Source organism: Armatimonadota bacterium, assembly GCA_036504095.1.
Taxonomy (GTDB): domain Bacteria; phylum Armatimonadota; class DTGP01; order JAKQQT01; family JAKQQT01; genus DASXUL01.
This window is the reverse complement of sequence record DASXVS010000041.1, coordinates 20,820-38,337: the sequence shown is the minus strand read 5'-3', so window position 1 is coordinate 38,337 and position 17,518 is coordinate 20,820. Positions and strand designations below refer to the sequence as shown.

The following is a 17,518-nucleotide window of genomic DNA, read 5'->3' as shown; positions in this document are numbered from 1 at the left end:
CGAAGGCTCCGCGAAGACGATAATCGGTTGGCCGATTACGCGGTTGCTTCGACAGGCTCCGCGGCGATGATCGCGGTATCCTTCTGATATTGCTTCTCGTCCCACAGGATCAGGAAGGCGATTCCCGCGATGACCGTGACCACAATCGGCACCGCGAAGACGCCCGCCCAGTGGTGCGCGATGAGAGTCTGTCCCGTGGCGGGATCGACCACATTGTACGCCATGCGGTCGTGAATCTGGCCGGACAGGAAATGCCCAACCAGCATGCCGAGGCCGTTGGTGGCGAAGACGATGAGTCCCTGGGCGCTGGCCTTGATGTCCTTGTGGGCGAGGCGCTCAACGGCGATCATACCGCCCGCGAAGAAGAACGCGTAGCATATGCCGTGCAGCGGAAGCGACGCGATCACCAGCCACGTGGGGTGGCCGAGGGAGAAAATGGCATAACGGACCGGCCATGCGAGGATCCCGAGGAAGATCGTCCAGCGGATGCCTCCCCAACGGATCATCGGGTAGAGGAGCGCCATCATAGCGACCTCGCCCCACTGGCCGAACGTCATGTAGAACTGCGCTTTGCCCGCCCCAAGCCCGATTCCGTTCTGTATCGTCGGGTTGGCGAGGAACAGGCTGGTCAGGTTGTAGTAGAACGGCAGCTCAATCGCCACGATGAACGAGATGATGAGCAGCACGGCGAAGTTCCGGTTCTCGGTGAGTTTGAACGCCTCCAGGAACGCGTAGGGGTTCTTCGCGTTCTTCGCCGGAGGCGTGTTGGGAAGCGTGAAGCTGTAAAAGCCCATAAGCACGGAGGCCACAGTGGCGATCATCAGGCAGTCGCGGCTGTGAAGGTTTCCCAGCGCCTGCCCCAACTGCTTTGCCGCGTCCTGGACCATACCCTGAGACAGACCCTGAGCCACGCCCAGGTTGTTCCAGTGTATCAGGTAGAAACCAAGGCCGGTCTGCACGGCAATCCAGCCGAGTGAGCCCCAAACACGGATCAGCCCGAACTTGTTGGAGTCGCCCATGTGGTGGAAGGCAATGGCGTTTGTGAGGCCGATCGTCGGGAAGTAGAAGATCGCGTATACGATCATCGTGATCTCAAGCGGCCAGAATGGAGCCGTTACGCCCGCCGCCACCGGCGCGCTGATGAACCAGGCCCAGTACAGCAGTCCGGCGCCGACGAGATGGGAAAGGCCGGTGTAGATCTGGTTCGGCATGTACCGGTCGGCGATCCAGCCCGCGATCAGCGGCGAGATGATGGCGCCGAATGCGGTGGTCCCGAACACGTAAGAGATATGCTTGCCGTCAAAATGGAGGTTGCTCTCCATGTGGTTCGCAATCATCACGGACCATGCGCCCCAGACGGCAAACTGGAGGAACATCATCATCGAGAGACGTACGTAGAGCGAAAAGCCCTTTTTATCGGAATCAGCCAAGAATAGGGTCCTCCCCAAAAGTGCGCGCCGATAGCCGGCGGCGTTTCGATATTGTGTAACTCCGGAAACGACGAAGAAGGAGCGATACACGAGGAATCTGAGCGCCCGTCAGAACCTCCAGCCTCATCATTGCTGCCAGCCATCTTCGTCCGAAGGACGATCGGCCGCAGGCCGTTCAGACCGGCACTTCAGTGTCGGGCCGGCAGCGGCATTTCCGGATCAGACAGCCCCTCAATACGGTGGACCAATCATCGCTCATCGTTCATCATTCATCGCTCATCGTTCATCGCTCATCGTTCATCGCTCATCGCTCATCGTTCATCGCTCATCGCTCATCGTTTCGTCTATCGTTCTGCCAGCCTCAACCGCAACTGATCCAGTCCGACCGCCAGCAGCAGCACGGAGCCACGCGCCACGTCCTGCCAGTAGCTCGACAACTGCATCAGATTGAGGCCGTTGTTGAGGGTGCCCATGATCAGAACGCCCAGCAGGGTTCCCCAGATGGTGCCTTTTCCTCCGCTGAGGCTCGTACCCCCGAGGATGACGGCCGCGATGACGCTCATCTCGATCCCGTTCGCCGCCGCCGGCGCCGCCGCGCCCAGTTGCGAAGCCTGGAACACACCACCCAGCGCCGCGCAGAGGCCGCACAGCACGAACACCGCCATCTGCACCTTCTGCACCGGCAGGCCGGCCAGGCGGCTCGCCTGCTCGTTCCCGCCGATGGCGTAGACGCTGCGGCCAAATACGGTGTGCCGCATCACCCACGCGGCGATGATGAACATCAGCGCCATCACCAGAACGTGAAACGGCACTCCGTAAACGAACCCGCGCCCCAGCCAGCCGAAGGCGTCATCGGTGATGCTCTGCGTCAGGCCGCCCGAAAAAACGAACGCCAGTCCCCGCGCGATCGACATCGTGCCGAGGGTTGCGATCAGCGGGTTGATGCGGAGCCTCGTCACCGACAGGCCGTTGACGGCGCCGACAATCAGGCCAACGCAAAGCGCCGCGAAAACCCCCAGCCAGACGGAGCGGCCGTGCCCGACATGGGCGATGGCCACGCCGGACAGCGCGACCACAGAACCGACACTCAGGTCGATTCCCGCTGAAACGATCACCATCGTCATCGCCACGCTGATGATGCCTATCGTCGAAACCGCGACGAGGATGTTCAGGAAATTGTACGCGGTGAGGAAAAACGGCGCCCGGATCGCCAGAAAGACCAGGAGGATCAGGTAAATACCCACCAGGCCGATGGCGTCCATCGACGATAGGCGGCTTCGTTTGTTGAAAGATATACTCTGGGGTTTCGCGGTCATTGCGGACGCTCTCCGGCTGCTTCGGACATCACGGTGGCCTGGGTCGCCTCCTCGCGGGCGAACTCGCGCGCAACGCGGCCCTTCCGGAAGACGAGTACTCGGTCGCTCAGCGCGAGCACCTCTTCAATATCGGACGAAACGAGCACAATCGCCAGCCCCTGTTCGCGGAAATCCTCGAGGACGCGGTAGATATCGGCGCGCGCGCCGACGTCCACGCCGCGCGTCGGCTCGGCCAGCAGCAGCACGCGCGTTCCGGCCTCCAGCCAGCGCCCGAGAACCATCTTCTGCTGATTGCCGCCGCTCAGCGTCCGCGCCTCCTGCCGCGGCCCCGTGGCCAGCACGATGCCGAGCCTGTCGATCCATCTGCGGGCGCAATCCGTCTGCCGCGCCGCGCGAAACACTCCGCCGGGCGCCACCGCTTCCCAGTTGGAAACCGTGATGTTGTCCGTCACCGACATCACCTGGAAGAGTCCGTCCGTCTTGCGGTCCTGAGGCACGAGGCCGATTCCCGCGCGGCGGGCATCGCGCGGCGAAGCCACGTCCACGCACCTCCCCGCCACGAACAGGCTGCCGGAATCCGCCGTCTCCGCCCCGAACACGGAGCGGATCAGCTCCTCGTGCCCGGCCCCCAGGAGGCCGAACAGGCCGACGATCTCCCCCGCCCGTACAGTGAGGTCAACGCCGGAGAACGATCCCCTGCGCGCGAACTGCCGCAACTCCAGCACTGTCTCACCGGTGGTCGCGCGGCGGGCGGGATAGATCGTCTCCAGATCGCGGCCGATCATCATCGTGACGATATCGTTGCGGCTCACCGAGTCCATGTGCGCTTCCCCAGCGACTTGGCCGTCGCGCAAAACCAGCACCCGCTGCGCGATCTCCTCCACCTCATCGAGGCGGTGCGATATGAAGATCACGCCCACGCCCTGGGCGCGGAGGCGCTCAATGGTCGCGAAAAGCAGCCTCACCTCCCGAGGCGTCAGCGCCGCCGTCGGTTCGTCCATCACCAGGATGCGGGCCTCCTTGGACAGAGCCCGCGCGATCTCCACGATCTGCTGCTTCCCCACCGTTAGTTGTCGCATCAGCGCATGGGGATCGACGTCGGCTTCCAGAGCCTCCAGAAGGCTTCCCGCGCGGCGATAGGCGGCCTGCCAATCGACGACGAACCTGCCGAGCGGGCCGCGCCGGCGCGGCAGGTTGCCCAGCAGCACGTTCTCCGCCACGCTCAGGTCCGGCGCGTAGTTGAGTTCCTGGTAGATGACCTGAACACCGGCGCTTTCCGCGTCCGCGGGCGACCGGAAGGCGCACTCGACGCCGTCAATCGTAATCGTCCCGGCGTCCTTCGTGTAGTCACCGTTCAGAATCTTGATGAGCGTTGACTTCCCGGCGCCGTTGCCGCCAAGGAGCGCCAGCGTCTCCCCCGCGTAAAGCGTGAGATCGACGCCGTGCAAAACCGGCACGCCCGCAAAAGACTTGCGGATGCCGTTCATTTCCAAGAGACTAGGCATGGTCAGGGCTGAGGGCTGAGGGGTGCGGGCTGAGGTTCGGGAAGCAGTGTCTCGGCCCTCAGCCCTCGGATCTCAGCCCTGTTTCTTGTCATTCGGGTAGTACTTGTCCACGTTGTCCTTGGTCATGACGATGTGGGTGGTGTAGAAAGACTCCGGCATCTTCTTGCCCTGCATGCCCTGCAGAAGAACGGGGATGATGTGCTCACCGTACTTCTCCGGGAACGACGCCGTGCTGCCCTTGTGGGGGCTGCCCGGTTTGCGTATCTCCTCGCGGCCACGATCGCTCGCGTCCACCGCGCAAACGGCGATATCGTTCTTCCGTCCGGCCGCTTCTGCCGCATTGATCGCGCCAAGCGCCGTGTCGTCATTGATGCAGACCACGGCGATGTGGTGCGCGTTCGGCAGACGGGTCAGCGTATCCGCAACCAGGGCCCGAGCTGTCTCCAGCGTATTCTTGCTGTCCAGGTGCACTACGTTCGGCTCCGCAAACTTGCCCACCACGCTCTCCAGGCCCTCGCGCTCGCCGCGCAGGCGCTCCGCCGGCACTTTGCCCGACTGCGGCAATTCCAGCATCACCAGGTTGTCCACCTTGCCGCCCCAGTTCGCCTTAATCCAGTTGCCGAGGTTCGCGCCGGCCATGTGTCCCGCCGGGTAATTGTTCACACCGAAGAACGTGGCGCCGGGCATCGGGATGTCGATCGCGATCACCGGGATGTGCGCCTCGTTGAATTTGCGCATGATCTCCTTGCCGAACTCCGCGTCGGTCTGGAACTCGATCACGCCGTCCACCTGCTGGGTGATGAAGTTGTTGGCGTTGTCCATCGCCACCTTGCCGTCCAGGCGGTTGTCCGCGCAGATGAGGTCGATGTTGCCCGCGTCCTTCGCCGCCTTCTGGATGCCCTCGCGGACGCGCACCGCGAACGGCATATCCTCCTGCAGGTTGGCGAACCCCACCTTGTAGCGCTTTGCCCCGGAAGGCGCCGCCTTCGGTTTGGGCTGGCACGCCGACAGGCCGAGGCACGAAAGCCCGGCGACAACAGCAAGTATCCTGCGAGATTCAAAATGCATCGTGGGTTCTCCCCTGGTCGCACAGCCGTACGCGGCCGTGATGGTTTCTCAGCTTGGCGCGGGGGCGCACCGGGCGATCGTCGAACGAACCGCCCACTCCAGTTTCGGCGAAACCCGCCCCGTTGTGCAACTCGGTACGGCCCGGCGCATCACGATTTCGCCGCTTCGATCGTCGGCGCAACGAGGATGCCCGCGGGGCGCAGTTGGTATTCGTAGGCCCAATCGTCTCCGGAGACGCGCCACGATCCGGGACCGGCCCATGGCACGGACTCATTGGCGTTGTGAAGCATTCCGAGCGCGTTGAACCGGTTGCCATACGCTATGATATCAAGCGTGTGGTCGCCCGGTTCCAATCGGCCGAATTCGACGCGATACGGGTCAAAGGCGATCGGTCCGGCATCGGCGCCGTCGAGACAAGCCCGGAGAAGCGGCGCGCGGAACCGCCGCGCCCGCAGCGCCATCCGGCTTCCCGATGCCGTGAACCTGCAGTGGTAAGCCACGTTGCCGGCGTAGAAAGGCAGGCCCTGCGTCGTCCAGTCGCCAAACGCCAGTTCCCGCACCGGAGCCGTCACCCGGGCGTGACGCCCTCGGACCTCCACGCCGAAATCCCCCAGCAGATACGCCGCCTCCACAACCGACTTGCGCGTGTAGGCAATACTCAGCGTCAGTTCGTGCGTTCCCGCGGGCAATGGCGGCAACTCAACCGTCTTGATCGCCTCGTCCACCCACCAACCGGTCACCCTGGCCGGAACCACCGCTCCGTCCACCGTAATCGTCGTGTGTTCCGGGTCTTCCAGCGCCAGCGACGGCGCTCCCACGGCAACGTCACAGTCAACCGTGTAGCGAAGGTCCAGCGTGCCGAGGACGGGCGCCGGGGAACGGTCCGTCCACGGCTGGGCGATGCTGCCGGTGTTTCCGGGCAGTCCAAAATGGCCCAAGGCAGCGTTCTCGATGCGCAGAATTTCCTCGCGCCCCTGCCACTCGCCGCCGTCAAACCGGTATTCCGGCTGATCCAAAAGCAGGACATTGGGCTCGGACAGCGTTACCGGAACCGGGTCGGCCAACCGGCCGACTTCGGTCCACGCTGGAGCATCCGGCCCGGGGCCTTCGCGGCGGCCGCGTTCCAGTGTCAGCAGCAGGCTGCCGTGAGCGGGGAAGTCGTGGGCGAGGATGGTCTTGCCGCCGGCGTACGCCGCGTTGAGCGGACGCATCTCGCCGCTCATCGTGCCCATCTCCGTGACGGCCCATTCCCCGCCGAACTCCAGGCGCATCCCGTCTCGGCGGGCCCGTTTGTCCGAGTTGCACACGAATACGTGGCGATAGTCCCCGTCGGCCCGTATCTGGTGAAGCAGCGAGTCCGCTTCCGATCCATCGGAGTGCCGGGCGCCGAACTCCCTGTACGGCTCAACGGCGGCGAGCACCGCCGTCCGCGTCATGTCCACCGCCGGACAGCGCTTCGCCAGGTTCCCGGGCCGCGGCGACGGTACCGCGTCCACCAGAGTCGGTACCTCGCCGGCGAAGACAACCGTTCCGCCCGCGCCGGCGAAAGCTTCGAGACGCTCCAGGGTTGTCGCCCGGATCGTGCGCATGGCGGGAACGACCACCACGTCATACGCCATCTCGCCCACTGTGAACCGGTTGCCGCTCTGCGCTTCGTTGAGCGAAGGCAAAAGGGATTCGCAGATGAAATCGAAATCCACAAGGCCGAAAAGCAGCCACTCAGTGATATTCTTGAACGCCGTCTCGCGCTCCTCACGTTCGGCGGAAGTCTGCTCCAGCGGTCCGAAGCAAAGCCAGTACGATTCGATCGGGTGGATCACCCCCACGCGGACGACCGGCCTGCCCCGTGTCAGGACCGTGTTCAGCCGCGCGAAGTGGTCCTCCACCAGCGGGTACTCTTCGTGCCACGGTGACTGGTAACTGATCGATGCCGGGTAGTCCCGCTTGGCCTCGCCCGCCATCGAGACGAGTGACAGGTGCGGCACGCGCACGGTGATCCCCAGCGCCGCCTGCCAGTCGCCCTGCGCCTTGTGCCCGACGAAATCGAAATCCCAGTTTGTGACGCCATAGAGTTCGCTCAACACTCCGGGCCGGCCGTACTGATGTGCCGCGCTCTGCGCCTGCTTGGCCGTTGTGTACTCGCGATTGTCGCACAACAGGTCGATGCCCGGAAGCTGGAAACCGCGGTACGAGCGCATCGCCTCGCCCAGGCACCGGGTTTGCGACCCCAGCGTCGGCTCCTCCATCATGTGGCCCGTCAGGGCGATGCCATGGTCGGCGCACCAGTCTCCGATGGTATCGGCGAACGCTTCGGCGAAACGCTCGCACACATGGTCGTGATAGAGGTACCGCGCTCGCGAAGGCCGTCCGTCGTAGATGTCCCAGAACAGCTCCGGCAGATGGTCCTCGATGCGGAAGCCGTACGCTTTGGCGAACGTGTCCGGGAGGTCGTCCGTCCAGGGTATCACCAGATCATTCGTGTCCTCGGCGTAACGGAGCGACGACTTGTGGGTGAATTGCGGCTCGTCCGTGAATATCGCCGGCACCGTCTTGCCAAATTCCTCGCCCACGCACTCCAGATAGCGCTCGTGCGTCACTTCCACGAAGCGCTGGATCGCCGCTCGGGACAACGTGTCCACATACGTCTGGTTGTTATGCCAGGTGCTTTCTTCGGACGTTCTCAGGTAGGCGTGCCATGTGCGGTATCCCGACGAGTTGGCTTCTCCGGGAACGCACCGGCGCGCGAACGCCAGGCGGCCGTCCGTGAGGCCCACATCGAATGACGCCAGCGGTGGCGTCGGGCCCAGTGTCGTTGTGAACACGAGGCAGCGCGCGCGATACTTCTCGTCCCGGGTCACCAGCCCGCCCGCGAACCCCGAAGGCCATCGGTCTTCGTCGTACAGCCACGCCAGCATCGACTCCGATTTCGCCTTGTCCACGCACGCCTTCACCGCGTCCATGAACTCATCCGACAGGTACTCGGTGTCCAGCCCGGTGCGCGGGTGCATATGGAAGCCGCCGAACCCCATCCGCTTGAAAGCGTCGATCTGACGGCGCAGTTGCGGGATGTCCAGGCGATTGTTCCAGGCCCAGAACGGAGCGCCGCGATACTCCGCGGTGGGCTGCCGGAAAAGCCCGGCGTCGAGAGTGGGTGTTGTGTTGCGTGGATACAGGCTCAATTGTTCAGCGCCTCCCTGGCTGTGCTATCAGGATATGTCTCAGTGTCGCCGTGACCGTTTGCGCGAGGGCGCGCAGGTTACCGTCAGCGCGTCGCCCGCCCGAAGTTTGACGCCGCCGAGCCGGCCCAGCGGTGTCACGCCATCCTCCGAGTGAAGGATCAACGTGCCGGTCATGCCCGTCACGCCGTCCGGGAGACGGATGCGCAGGCGGTCCGGCCCCAGGGCGCGGGCGCCGGACGAAATATCGACCGCGCCGACCTTCAGCGTCACCCGCTTCTGCAGCCACCGCGCGAATATGCGGTTCTGATCGAGCGATTTCACCGCGCCGGCGCCGTACAAGACGCCATAGGCTGCCTTGCTGTCCGTCACGAGGCCGCACGCGACGATGTACCGGTCTTGAGGGCCTTCGTTCTTGAATAGCGTCCGGGGCGCCGGAAATGCGCCCGCGTCCGTCGAAACTGACGCCGACACGCGATCGCCGTTCTGGTGCAGAAGCATGACGTACCACGTCTTGCCGCCAAACGCGAACGGTTTCACATCGTTCACCATCATCGCCGCCTTCACCACGGGACCGTCGAAGGTCCAGTGGACGGCATCCATGCTAGATGCCCGGAACACCTGCCCGAAGTTCGCGAAATCGCCGAAGTACACACGCCAGGCCGCTTCGTCGCGAAGCAGGGCGTTCATGCCGTTGATATCGGCTTTATCGAACGTCGCGTAACCGGACATCGAGACGAGATCACTCGTGCGGGGCACATAAGGTGAAGCGCCGTTGAATGTAACGCCATCCGGGCTGGCAAACACGCCCGGCTTGTTCGTGTTGTCGCCAACCGGGAAACAGGTTGTCAACATGGTGACCAAACCGTCCGGCATCCGCACCGCGGAACAGTTGTTCACGTGGATGAACGGGCCGTTGTCGATCACCAGCGACCGGTGGCTCCAATGCAGGAAGCCGGGGTCCGCGGTCACGGAGTATATGCGGTCGTTTCCCGTATCGCTGCCGTCCCACCCACCGTAGAAAACGCGATAGCCGGCTCTCTCCCGGACGATGGTCGGCGCGTAAATATTGCGGAATGGTCCGGCCGCCGGCGGAAGGATCGGGTCTCGAACGTCCGGCACGAGGTTCAGCGCGCCGGCCTTCCAGTTCGCCGGGTTGAACGGCCCCGCGCGGAGGCCGCGGATTTCGATGAAGCCGGCCGGGGCGGCGGAATGGGCGGTACGGACGCTGATGCCCGGCGCCGGCCGGGAAAGGGCGCCGCAAGCGGCGATCAGTAGTCCGAAAACGGTGCTGAGGCCGCGGAATGTGATCGGGATCGGCGTCTTCATTGATACACCTTGTCCATTTACTGCCATCGACGCATCAGTCTGGGATGTACAACGGAATGGAAGGCAACAGGCCGCCGCCGGCTTAAGGGAGCGCGGGACGCGGGCAGGGTGCGGTAGAACGTTCGCCCCGGATGGCGCCGTTGGGCGGCGCCATCCGGGGCGAGCGGTTCGGTCTAGGCGGCCGGGTCCGGCCCGTGACTCGGCGGATCCTTCGCCTCGGGCTTGTCGGCGCCGGACGCGTTCTCGGCCCGGAGCAATTGCTCCAGTTCAAGCGGGTGCTCCCTGCGCATCTGTTCCTCGGTCAGCGTGCCGGTGTAGAACACGTTATTCGCGGGGAAGACATCCGGGTTGAAGTGAGCGTTGTACATGTGCCACGTGATGATCGCCAGGAACGCCAGGGTGGCTTCGTACGAGTGGGCGATGTATGCGAACGACAACGCCGACTCGGGAAGGAGGTTGCCCCAGTAAATCGGGAACCACATCACGAATCCCGAGAGCACCATCACCGGCACGCCCCAGTACTCCGCCATGTAGTCCATCTTCTCACGGAACTGGTACCGGCCGAACGCCGGCTCCTCGTGCGTGATCCCCAGGTAGTACTTCGACACTCCGATGAAGTCCCGCACGTCCTGCAAATTCGGTAGCATCGTCCAGTTCTTGCGGGAGAAGCCGGAGCGTTTCCACTGGAGCAGCAGGTAGGCGATGTGCCACACCGCGGTGAAGATCATCAGCAGGGCCCAGAAACGATGGACGCCTCGTGCGCCGGCCAGGCCGCCGAAGAGAACGTACACGCTTCCAACCCAGGACACGCTGGCGAACCGCATGGGAAGCCCCGTGATCGCCAGCATCGTGAAGCTGGTCATCAGAATCGCGTGCTGCCATCGCAGAACCACGGACAGCCTCGGGTAGGTTCTCGTCGGCGTCGGCGCCTGGACCGGCCGTTTGCGGCTGTAATAAACCACGAAGGCCAGAACCATCGACACCACGGCGGCGATAGCGCACTTTCGCGCCCCGGGGATGCCCGCCGTCGCGACAGCCAGGGCCGCGGCGGTGAACATGAACCCGAGCGCCACGAGCACGCTCACCGGTTTCCCGGCGGACGGAACGTGCCCCCGCGTGAACACCTTGCGGCGAAGGTCCAGCGCCACACCCAGGATCATCATGAACAGCGTGCTGAACACGAAGATCTTGAAGAACCACAGTTCCCAGAGGATAACGCGGGATTCCTTCGCTTTGAGCCGCAGGTGATTTGCCCCGGACATGGCGAAATTCACCTTGGCGCCCTTATGGCAGCCTCCGCAGGTGGCCGCAACGTTGGCGCGATTGGTCGATGCGCCGGCGTTCTTCGGAGACAGCACGTCGTGCGCGTGATGGCAGTTGGTGCAGGTAGCGACGTTCGGCAGGTCGAACCGGAGGAGCGCCTTTCCGTGAAAACTCTCGTTGTAGGAGGAAACCGCGTCCGGGTCGACGCCGTAGCGGGCCATACGGTCCTTCTGGCTATGGCACTTGCTGCAAAGCTCCGCCTTGTCCTTGGCCGTCAACGAGGAGACGGCCACCACCGCGTGCGGATCGCCTCCCCCGTGGCAGATGACGCAGGTCGGGTGGTCGCCCGCCACTTTGTCCGGGCGGGCATGCACGCTGATCGCGTAGTCTTTCGGGTGGTCCGTCATGACGCTGCCGGCCATCTGGTTGCCATGGCACGAAACGCATTGCGCCTTCTGTTTGACCATGGCCGGCGTGTGCGGCGCCGAAGTGATGCTCTGATGGCAGTCCTGGCACTTCAGCTCTTTGTGCGGGGACGTCTGCAGCCCGGCCGCGTTCACCGCTTTCACGGTGTCCGACATGGCCTGTTCGTGGCACGCCAGACAGGCTTTCACATCATCGCGCGGGATGGGCGGTGTCGCGGAGGCCTGCTGCCCCGACACCCTGGGGCCGAACAACAACGCGACGCCGGTGCAGCCGGCAAGCGCGTAGACGAGCCACGTGCGTGGCCGGCGGTAAATTTGAGGCATTATGCTTCCCTGCGGTTTGAAAACGCGAAATGAGGCAGCCTGGGGCCGGGGCTCTCCACCCCGATGTGGCCGGCGTCTGGCGAGGTGTCCGTAGGCTTACCGGGCCTTGCGCGTGGCATTCAGATGGTGGGAAGCGGGAGCCTGGCAAGCCCGCGGAAGCCGGATACCCGGCCCCCGCATTCCCCCCATTCGATACCCGGAACACGTCCGGGCGGCGGTTATTTGCTCTTGGGATCTCCCGGGAGGGTGCCCTTCTTGATCTCGACGCCGTTCTTCACGCCGTCCTTGTCCGAATCGAGCTTCTCGATCTTCTTCAGAACGTCGGCCGTGAGCTTTTTGGTCTTCAAAGTGGCCATAGCCTTCTTCAAATCCTGGCCGTACGGGTTCAGTTTGGGGGTCATCCCAATGTGGCACGTCGCGCAATTGGCCTTCGCGAGGGCGGAGCCTGCCGGAACCTTGTACGTCTTCTGGAAATCGCCGACAAACGGCGGCAGGGCCAGGGTCGTGCCCGCAACGGTGGCCAGGGCGAGCGTCATCACGAAACGAGACTTGTTCATCAGAATCCCCTTCAATGCGGTTGATTGTCTGCGCAGCCTGGAGCGGCGCGCCGGACTTTGATCGATGTTACGCCGATCCCTCGTATCTGGGGGCAAAGCCTCAGGCCATTTCCGCCTGAGAGATGAAATACCCGTGTCCGATCTCATGACGGGTTGACAACGCGGACAATCTGATCCGTTCGCAGGGATAAGCGCGGCAACCGGAAGGCTGCCTGTCGAGGCGATAAATGCGATTCGCCTGACTGATAACCAAAGTCTAACAGGCCTGCGAGAAGTAAGAAAAGCTGAAAGCGGCCATCAGACTAGGGAAAATGAGGCCACCCGGCAGTACTCAGGTACCCCCGCGCCAAGCGCCCCCGACGCACATTCGTCGCGAGCCGCGCACTCAGACCGTGTCCGCGGCGGAGCTCGGAGCGCCGCCTCTCACATTAGCCGCCCCCGGGGGTCCATGCGGGGCCTGAAACAGGAAAAGGCGGAGCGGTGGGCCTCACAAACGCGAGGTCCTCCGCTCCGCCATTCCTGCGCCAGACGGTTGCCTGTTGGCTACTTGCTCTTGGGGTCTCCCGGAAGCGTGCCCTTGGTAATCTCAGCGATGTTCGTGACGCCATCCTTGTCAGAATCGAGCAGCTCGACCTTCTTCAGAACTTCGGCCGTCACCTTCTTGGACTTCAAGGCCGCCATCGCCTTCTCCACGTCCTGGCCGTAGGGGTTTCGCTTCGTCGTACTCCCAACGTGACACGTCTTGCACCCAGCCGACTCCAAGGCGGAACCCTTCGGCGCCTTGTACGTCGCCTGGAAAGTGGTCAGAAATGCCGGAAGCGCGAAGGACGTCGCTGTAATTGCCGCGAATCCGATCGTCAATACCGTACGAATCGTTCTCAAATGCTTGCTCCGCGGGAAGGGGCCAACGCGCGCCGCTGGCCGGTGGCCGGCGCCCATCGGTAGATGGTTCCGGCTCGGGATGATTTGCCCGCCACAGGGTCGCCGATGCAGCCGGACATGGTGCTGACTGGCTCGGCCTGCCGGCTATACCGGTCGCGGGCGTTGGATGTCAGGACGATGCCTTACTTCTTCTTCGGCGCCTTTGCCTTCGCCTTGGGCTTTACCGCCCCGGGCTTGGACTTCGCGTCACCGGGCAGCGTGCCCGCCTTGATCTCGACGATGTTCTTGGCGCCGTCTTTGTCCGAATCCAGCTTCTCAACTTTGGCCAGCTCGGCAGCGCTCAGCGTCTTCGTCTTGTCGGCGCGCAGCGCCTTCTGAAGGTCAACTCCGTAAGGATTCAGTTTCGGCGTAAAGCCGACGTGGCAGATCGCACAGGTGGCTTTTGCGAGGGCCGAACCCGCGGGAGCGGGGTACTTCTGTTTGAAAGTCCCCACAAAGTTCGGGTGGGCCATTGCGGCGCTGGCCATGAGGGCCAGTCCCAGCGTCAGGGCGAGACGACAGTTCATCTGACAATCCTCCTTCGAGTATGCATTCGCCGAGATTGGCGACGCTACGAGGCAGTCACATATCCTGCGGCGGTCTCCGCGGCGGACGCGGCTACCTCACTATCAGTTAGATAGCAACTTGGGTCCATTCCAAGCCAGTCTCCGGTCGCCGATTCGGCCCGTGTGCGCAAATTCCCGTTGCACACGTCCACAAAGCGGCACGATTGGCACTTCTCCGGCAGATACGCGCGCCGGTCCCGCATGATGGCCAGTCGCTCATCCGTGGCTTGCGACCAGATCTCGCTGAACTTCGCGTCGCGCACATTCCCGCAGGTGTAGTGCCACGAGAACTGATCGTAATGGACGTCCCCGATCGGATCGATGGCGGAGATGTTGCACCCGCTCCTGTTGCCGCCGGTGCCCCGCAAGCGCTCGCGCACCTGGGCCGCCCGGGCCGGATCGCTCTTCTCGAGGTGCATCAGAACGTAGGCCGCATCCGCGTGGTTGCCAACCGTCAGGACCTCCAGCGGGTAGTTGGCATCGTGGTACTGCTGCGTACGCTCGAAAATCCGGTCCACAACCGTCCGTGTCTGCTCCGCGGACAGGTCGACGCGCGTCATGCCCTCGCCCCGGCCCGAATAAGCCAGATGGTAGACGCACAACCGCTGCACGTCGTGCTCCAGGCAGATGTCGAAGAGCGGATCCAGGTCCTCCTGGTTCAAAGCGTGAACCGTGAACCGGACGCCAACCTTGATGCCGCGGGCCCGGCAGCGGTCGATGGCGGCCAGGGTGCCGTCGTAGGCGCCCATCATGCCGCGGAGTTTGTCGTGGCGCGGACGGGTGCCGTCGAGGCTTATCCCGACGTATGTCAGGCCCAGCGCCTGGAGACGGTCCGCCATGGCGTCGTCGATGAGCAGCCCGTTGGTCGAGAGGGTGCAGGAAATGCCGATCGACTGGGCGTACCCGATCAATTCCGGCGTGTCGGCGCGGGAAAGCGGCTCTCCCCCCGAAAAAAGGACCGCCGGCACGTTGAACGCCTTAAGGTCGTCCAGCAGCGCGATGCCTTCAGCGTGGCTCAGTTCGTTCGGCGCGGGGTCGGCCCCGGCGGACGCGTAACAGTGCACGCAGCGGAGGTTGCACGCCTTCGTGACGGCCCACACCACCACGGGGCGCGGCGCGCCGCCGAAACCGTCGATGTCAACGAGGTTGCCATCTTTCCCGCCACGGATATGGCCATATCGAAGCCGCTCGTTTCCGGCGGCGTGATCGCACAGCAGGTTGCTTACGCTAAGCATTCTTCCATCTCCCTCCAGACCTTGGGCACATACACACAATCGGGTTCGCTCGCCAGAGGGTCCTGTGTGACCGCATAGGCACGCGCGCGGCTTCCGCCACAGATCTGGCGGTATTCGCAAGCCCCGCATTTTCCCTTGAGCAGATCGCCGTCGCGCAGCAACTGCATGGTTTCGCTGTTCTGGTAAACATCAACGACGCTTTGCTCCGGGAACTTGCCGCAGCGGATGGGCATAAACCCGCTGGGGAAAACCGTCCCCGTATGGCTCACGAACATCGCGCCCTTCCCGTCGTTCACGCCCAGCGGGGCGCGCTGAATGCGGCCCGGCGCCGGCCCGCTCGGCTGATACTGCGGGTTGCCCATCCGCTCCAGAACGAAGCGGCGGTAGTGGTGCGCCTCGGTGGTCTTGAGGCTGTACTTCTGGTGCTGAGCGTGATACCACATGCGCTCAAATACTTCTTCATACTTCTCCGCCGGAACACGCTCCTCGGAAAGCCCGCGGCCTACCGGAACGAGGAAGAAAATCGACCACAGAACGATCCCCAACTGCCCGAACAATTCCGCCATGGCATCGACCTGGTCCACGTTGCGCCGCGTGATCGTGGTATTAACCTGAATCGGCAGGCCAACGCTGTGCGCGTCGTTCAGTATCTCGATCGTGCGGTCAAAGGAACCGGGCACGCCGCGGAAGGAGTCGTGCGTCGTCGCATCCGCCGCGTCAATGGACAGCGCCAGTCGCGTCAGACCGGCTTCCTTTAGCTTCAGGATGGCTTCGTGCGTTACCAGCGGCGTCGCCGACGGCGTCATCGCGGTGCTGAGGCCCTTGTCAACCGCGAAGCGGACGAGGTCAAAAATGTCCTCGCGCTTCATCGGGTCCCCGCCGGTGAAGATCAGCACGGGCGGCTTGGGAAAAGAGGCTATCTGGGTGAGCAGTTGTTCCGACTGCTCATGGGTGAGTTCGTGCGGATGGCGCTTGGGCTGCGCGCACGCCCGGCAATGGGCGCAAACAAGGTCGCAGGCCCTCGTTACCTCGTAGAAGAGCACAAATGGGCTATGGGCAAAATCGTCCGGTGTGTACGGAACAAAATCGGTCACTCGGTGGCTCCTGGCGGGACCCCAATAGAAGGCAAGCTCAAAGGAATGCTTGCGGCATGGCTCCCATTCCTACGTTACTCTAGCACCCGTTGAGGACGTAAGGGGAATAAGGTACCATGGGCTAGTACCGCGGCACCGTTTCGTGCTGCAAGGCTTGGTCGCTGTCATATTTTGAGGCAATGAGTCGCGCCTCATCGGCGACCTTGTTTCTCAGCTCCGGAGGCTCGAGCACGGTCACATAGCGGCCCCAGCGGAGAACCTCCCAGGTGATCTCCTCGAGCCCCGCGACCGTCCCGCGCACCTGCACGGACCCGTCGGTCGGGTCCTCCGTAATCTCGTGCGGGAACCGCCACAGGCGCGATCGTGCGTACTGCGCCGCCTCGGGCTCGAACCGGAGGCATATCTCGGCTTTATCCCCGCGGAGAACACCCACGGATCCGGCCGTGAACTCGGTGAGGGACCATGTTTGAGGGATCTTGAACGGCCGGTCCGGGCGCGGGAACGCGCACGCGTGAATCCGGTCCAGTGCGAATTTTCGCACGTCATTGTGCTCCGGGTCCCGGGCGATCACCATCCAGAACCCGTTCAGGTATGCCACGCGGTATGGTTCGATCATCCGCGTTCGCCGCCCGGTGGAGACGGAGTTGTAATCGATGGAAACGGTATAGCCGCGCCGGCAGGCATCCAGCAAGGCCGTCAGCGGCGCGTGCGAGTAATCCCGTCGCGCCTCACCCACCGTCAGAAGCGACGACCGGATGCCGTCAAGCCGCTCCGCGACTTCCTCCGGCACCAGGCCGCGGATCTTGTCAAACGCGCTGGAGATTCCGTCCTCAATCCTCAGCCCGCCCGACGCGATGGCGGAACCCTCGGCCAGCGCGATGGCCGTTGCCTCGGCCACGGTCATATCCAGCACTTTGAACGGAAGAGGCCCCGCCAGCACATAGGATTTGCGGTCGGTCTCATAGTCGATCGGCACACCCAACTCGCGCCAGTATGAGAGGTCGCGCTGCATCGTTCGCGTGCAGCAGCCGCAGGCGGCCGCCAGGCCCGCCAGGTTGTAACCCCTGCCCGACTGCAGCAGGGTAACGATCTGAAGCAGCCTGGTGACGCGGCGAAACCGGTCGTGATCCAGCGAAGCCGGAGCGGTGCGGCGTAATGGTTGCGCCGGATTGGCGGGTCTCTTATCTGCTGCGTCTGAGGTCTTCATCTGTCGCTCCCTCGCCACGGCGCCCGCGGTCCCGTGCCGGTTCGAAAATAACCTGACAGGAGGCTGTCCACCATGGACACCGTGCTGTCCATGCCCGAATGG

Annotated in this window: 13 protein-coding genes; all 13 read right to left on the bottom strand. The window is 63.6% G+C overall.

The features are described from left to right. Window positions 1-35 precede the first annotated feature (35 nt). Complete coding sequence (locus tag VGM51_08255; GenBank protein HEY3413035.1) at window positions 36-1,430, bottom strand: MFS transporter; 1,395 nt, start codon at window positions 1,428-1,430, stop codon at window positions 36-38. A gap of 344 nt (window positions 1,431-1,774) precedes the next feature. Continuing rightward, the gene (locus tag VGM51_08250) at window positions 1,775-2,746 is read right to left on the bottom strand and encodes an ABC transporter permease (GenBank protein ID HEY3413034.1); all 972 of its coding nucleotides are present in this window, start codon (window positions 2,744-2,746) and stop codon (window positions 1,775-1,777) included. Next, the gene (locus tag VGM51_08245; protein ID HEY3413033.1) at window positions 2,743-4,251 is read right to left on the bottom strand and encodes a sugar ABC transporter ATP-binding protein; all 1,509 of its coding nucleotides are present in this window, start codon (window positions 4,249-4,251) and stop codon (window positions 2,743-2,745) included. The genes VGM51_08250 and VGM51_08245 overlap by 4 nt, the downstream gene beginning before the upstream one ends. Before the next feature lie 72 nt (window positions 4,252-4,323). Next, window positions 4,324-5,319, bottom strand: a complete 996-nt coding sequence (locus tag VGM51_08240) for a sugar ABC transporter substrate-binding protein (GenBank protein HEY3413032.1) — start codon at window positions 5,317-5,319, stop codon at window positions 4,324-4,326. Between the two features lie 149 nt (window positions 5,320-5,468). After that, window positions 5,469-8,498 (bottom strand): glycosyl hydrolase, encoded by a 3,030-nt coding sequence (locus tag VGM51_08235; GenBank protein HEY3413031.1) that lies wholly within the window; start codon window positions 8,496-8,498, stop codon window positions 5,469-5,471. Between the two features lie 39 nt (window positions 8,499-8,537). Continuing rightward, window positions 8,538-9,824 carry a hypothetical protein gene (locus tag VGM51_08230; protein ID HEY3413030.1) on the bottom strand — a complete coding sequence of 429 codons (1,287 nt, stop codon included), beginning with the start codon at window positions 9,822-9,824 and terminating at the stop codon, window positions 8,538-8,540. A gap of 173 nt (window positions 9,825-9,997) precedes the next feature. After that, window positions 9,998-11,836 carry a cytochrome b/b6 domain-containing protein gene (locus VGM51_08225; protein ID HEY3413029.1) on the bottom strand — a complete coding sequence of 613 codons (1,839 nt, stop codon included), beginning with the start codon at window positions 11,834-11,836 and terminating at the stop codon, window positions 9,998-10,000. 218 nt (window positions 11,837-12,054) lie between these two features. Then, window positions 12,055-12,393 carry a c-type cytochrome gene (locus VGM51_08220; GenBank protein HEY3413028.1) on the bottom strand — a complete coding sequence of 113 codons (339 nt, stop codon included), beginning with the start codon at window positions 12,391-12,393 and terminating at the stop codon, window positions 12,055-12,057. 543 nt (window positions 12,394-12,936) lie between these two features. After that, window positions 12,937-13,275: a hypothetical protein gene (locus VGM51_08215; GenBank protein HEY3413027.1), complete on the bottom strand. Its 339-nt coding sequence runs from the start codon at window positions 13,273-13,275 to the stop codon at window positions 12,937-12,939. Window positions 13,276-13,457: 182 nt separating this feature from the next. Next, window positions 13,458-13,841 carry a hypothetical protein gene (locus VGM51_08210; protein HEY3413026.1) on the bottom strand — a complete coding sequence of 128 codons (384 nt, stop codon included), beginning with the start codon at window positions 13,839-13,841 and terminating at the stop codon, window positions 13,458-13,460. 44 nt (window positions 13,842-13,885) lie between these two features. Next, the gene (locus tag VGM51_08205) at window positions 13,886-15,115 is read right to left on the bottom strand and encodes a radical SAM protein (GenBank protein HEY3413025.1); all 1,230 of its coding nucleotides are present in this window, start codon (window positions 15,113-15,115) and stop codon (window positions 13,886-13,888) included. Further along, a complete protein-coding gene (locus tag VGM51_08200) occupies window positions 15,103-16,209 on the bottom strand; it encodes a TIGR04053 family radical SAM/SPASM domain-containing protein (protein ID HEY3413024.1) in 1,107 nt (368 codons plus the stop codon). Before VGM51_08200 ends, VGM51_08205 begins: the two co-directional genes overlap by 13 nt. 121 nt (window positions 16,210-16,330) lie before the next feature. Continuing rightward, window positions 16,331-17,416 carry a WYL domain-containing protein gene (locus tag VGM51_08195; protein ID HEY3413023.1) on the bottom strand — a complete coding sequence of 362 codons (1,086 nt, stop codon included), beginning with the start codon at window positions 17,414-17,416 and terminating at the stop codon, window positions 16,331-16,333. Between the last annotated feature and the right edge of the window lie 102 nt (window positions 17,417-17,518).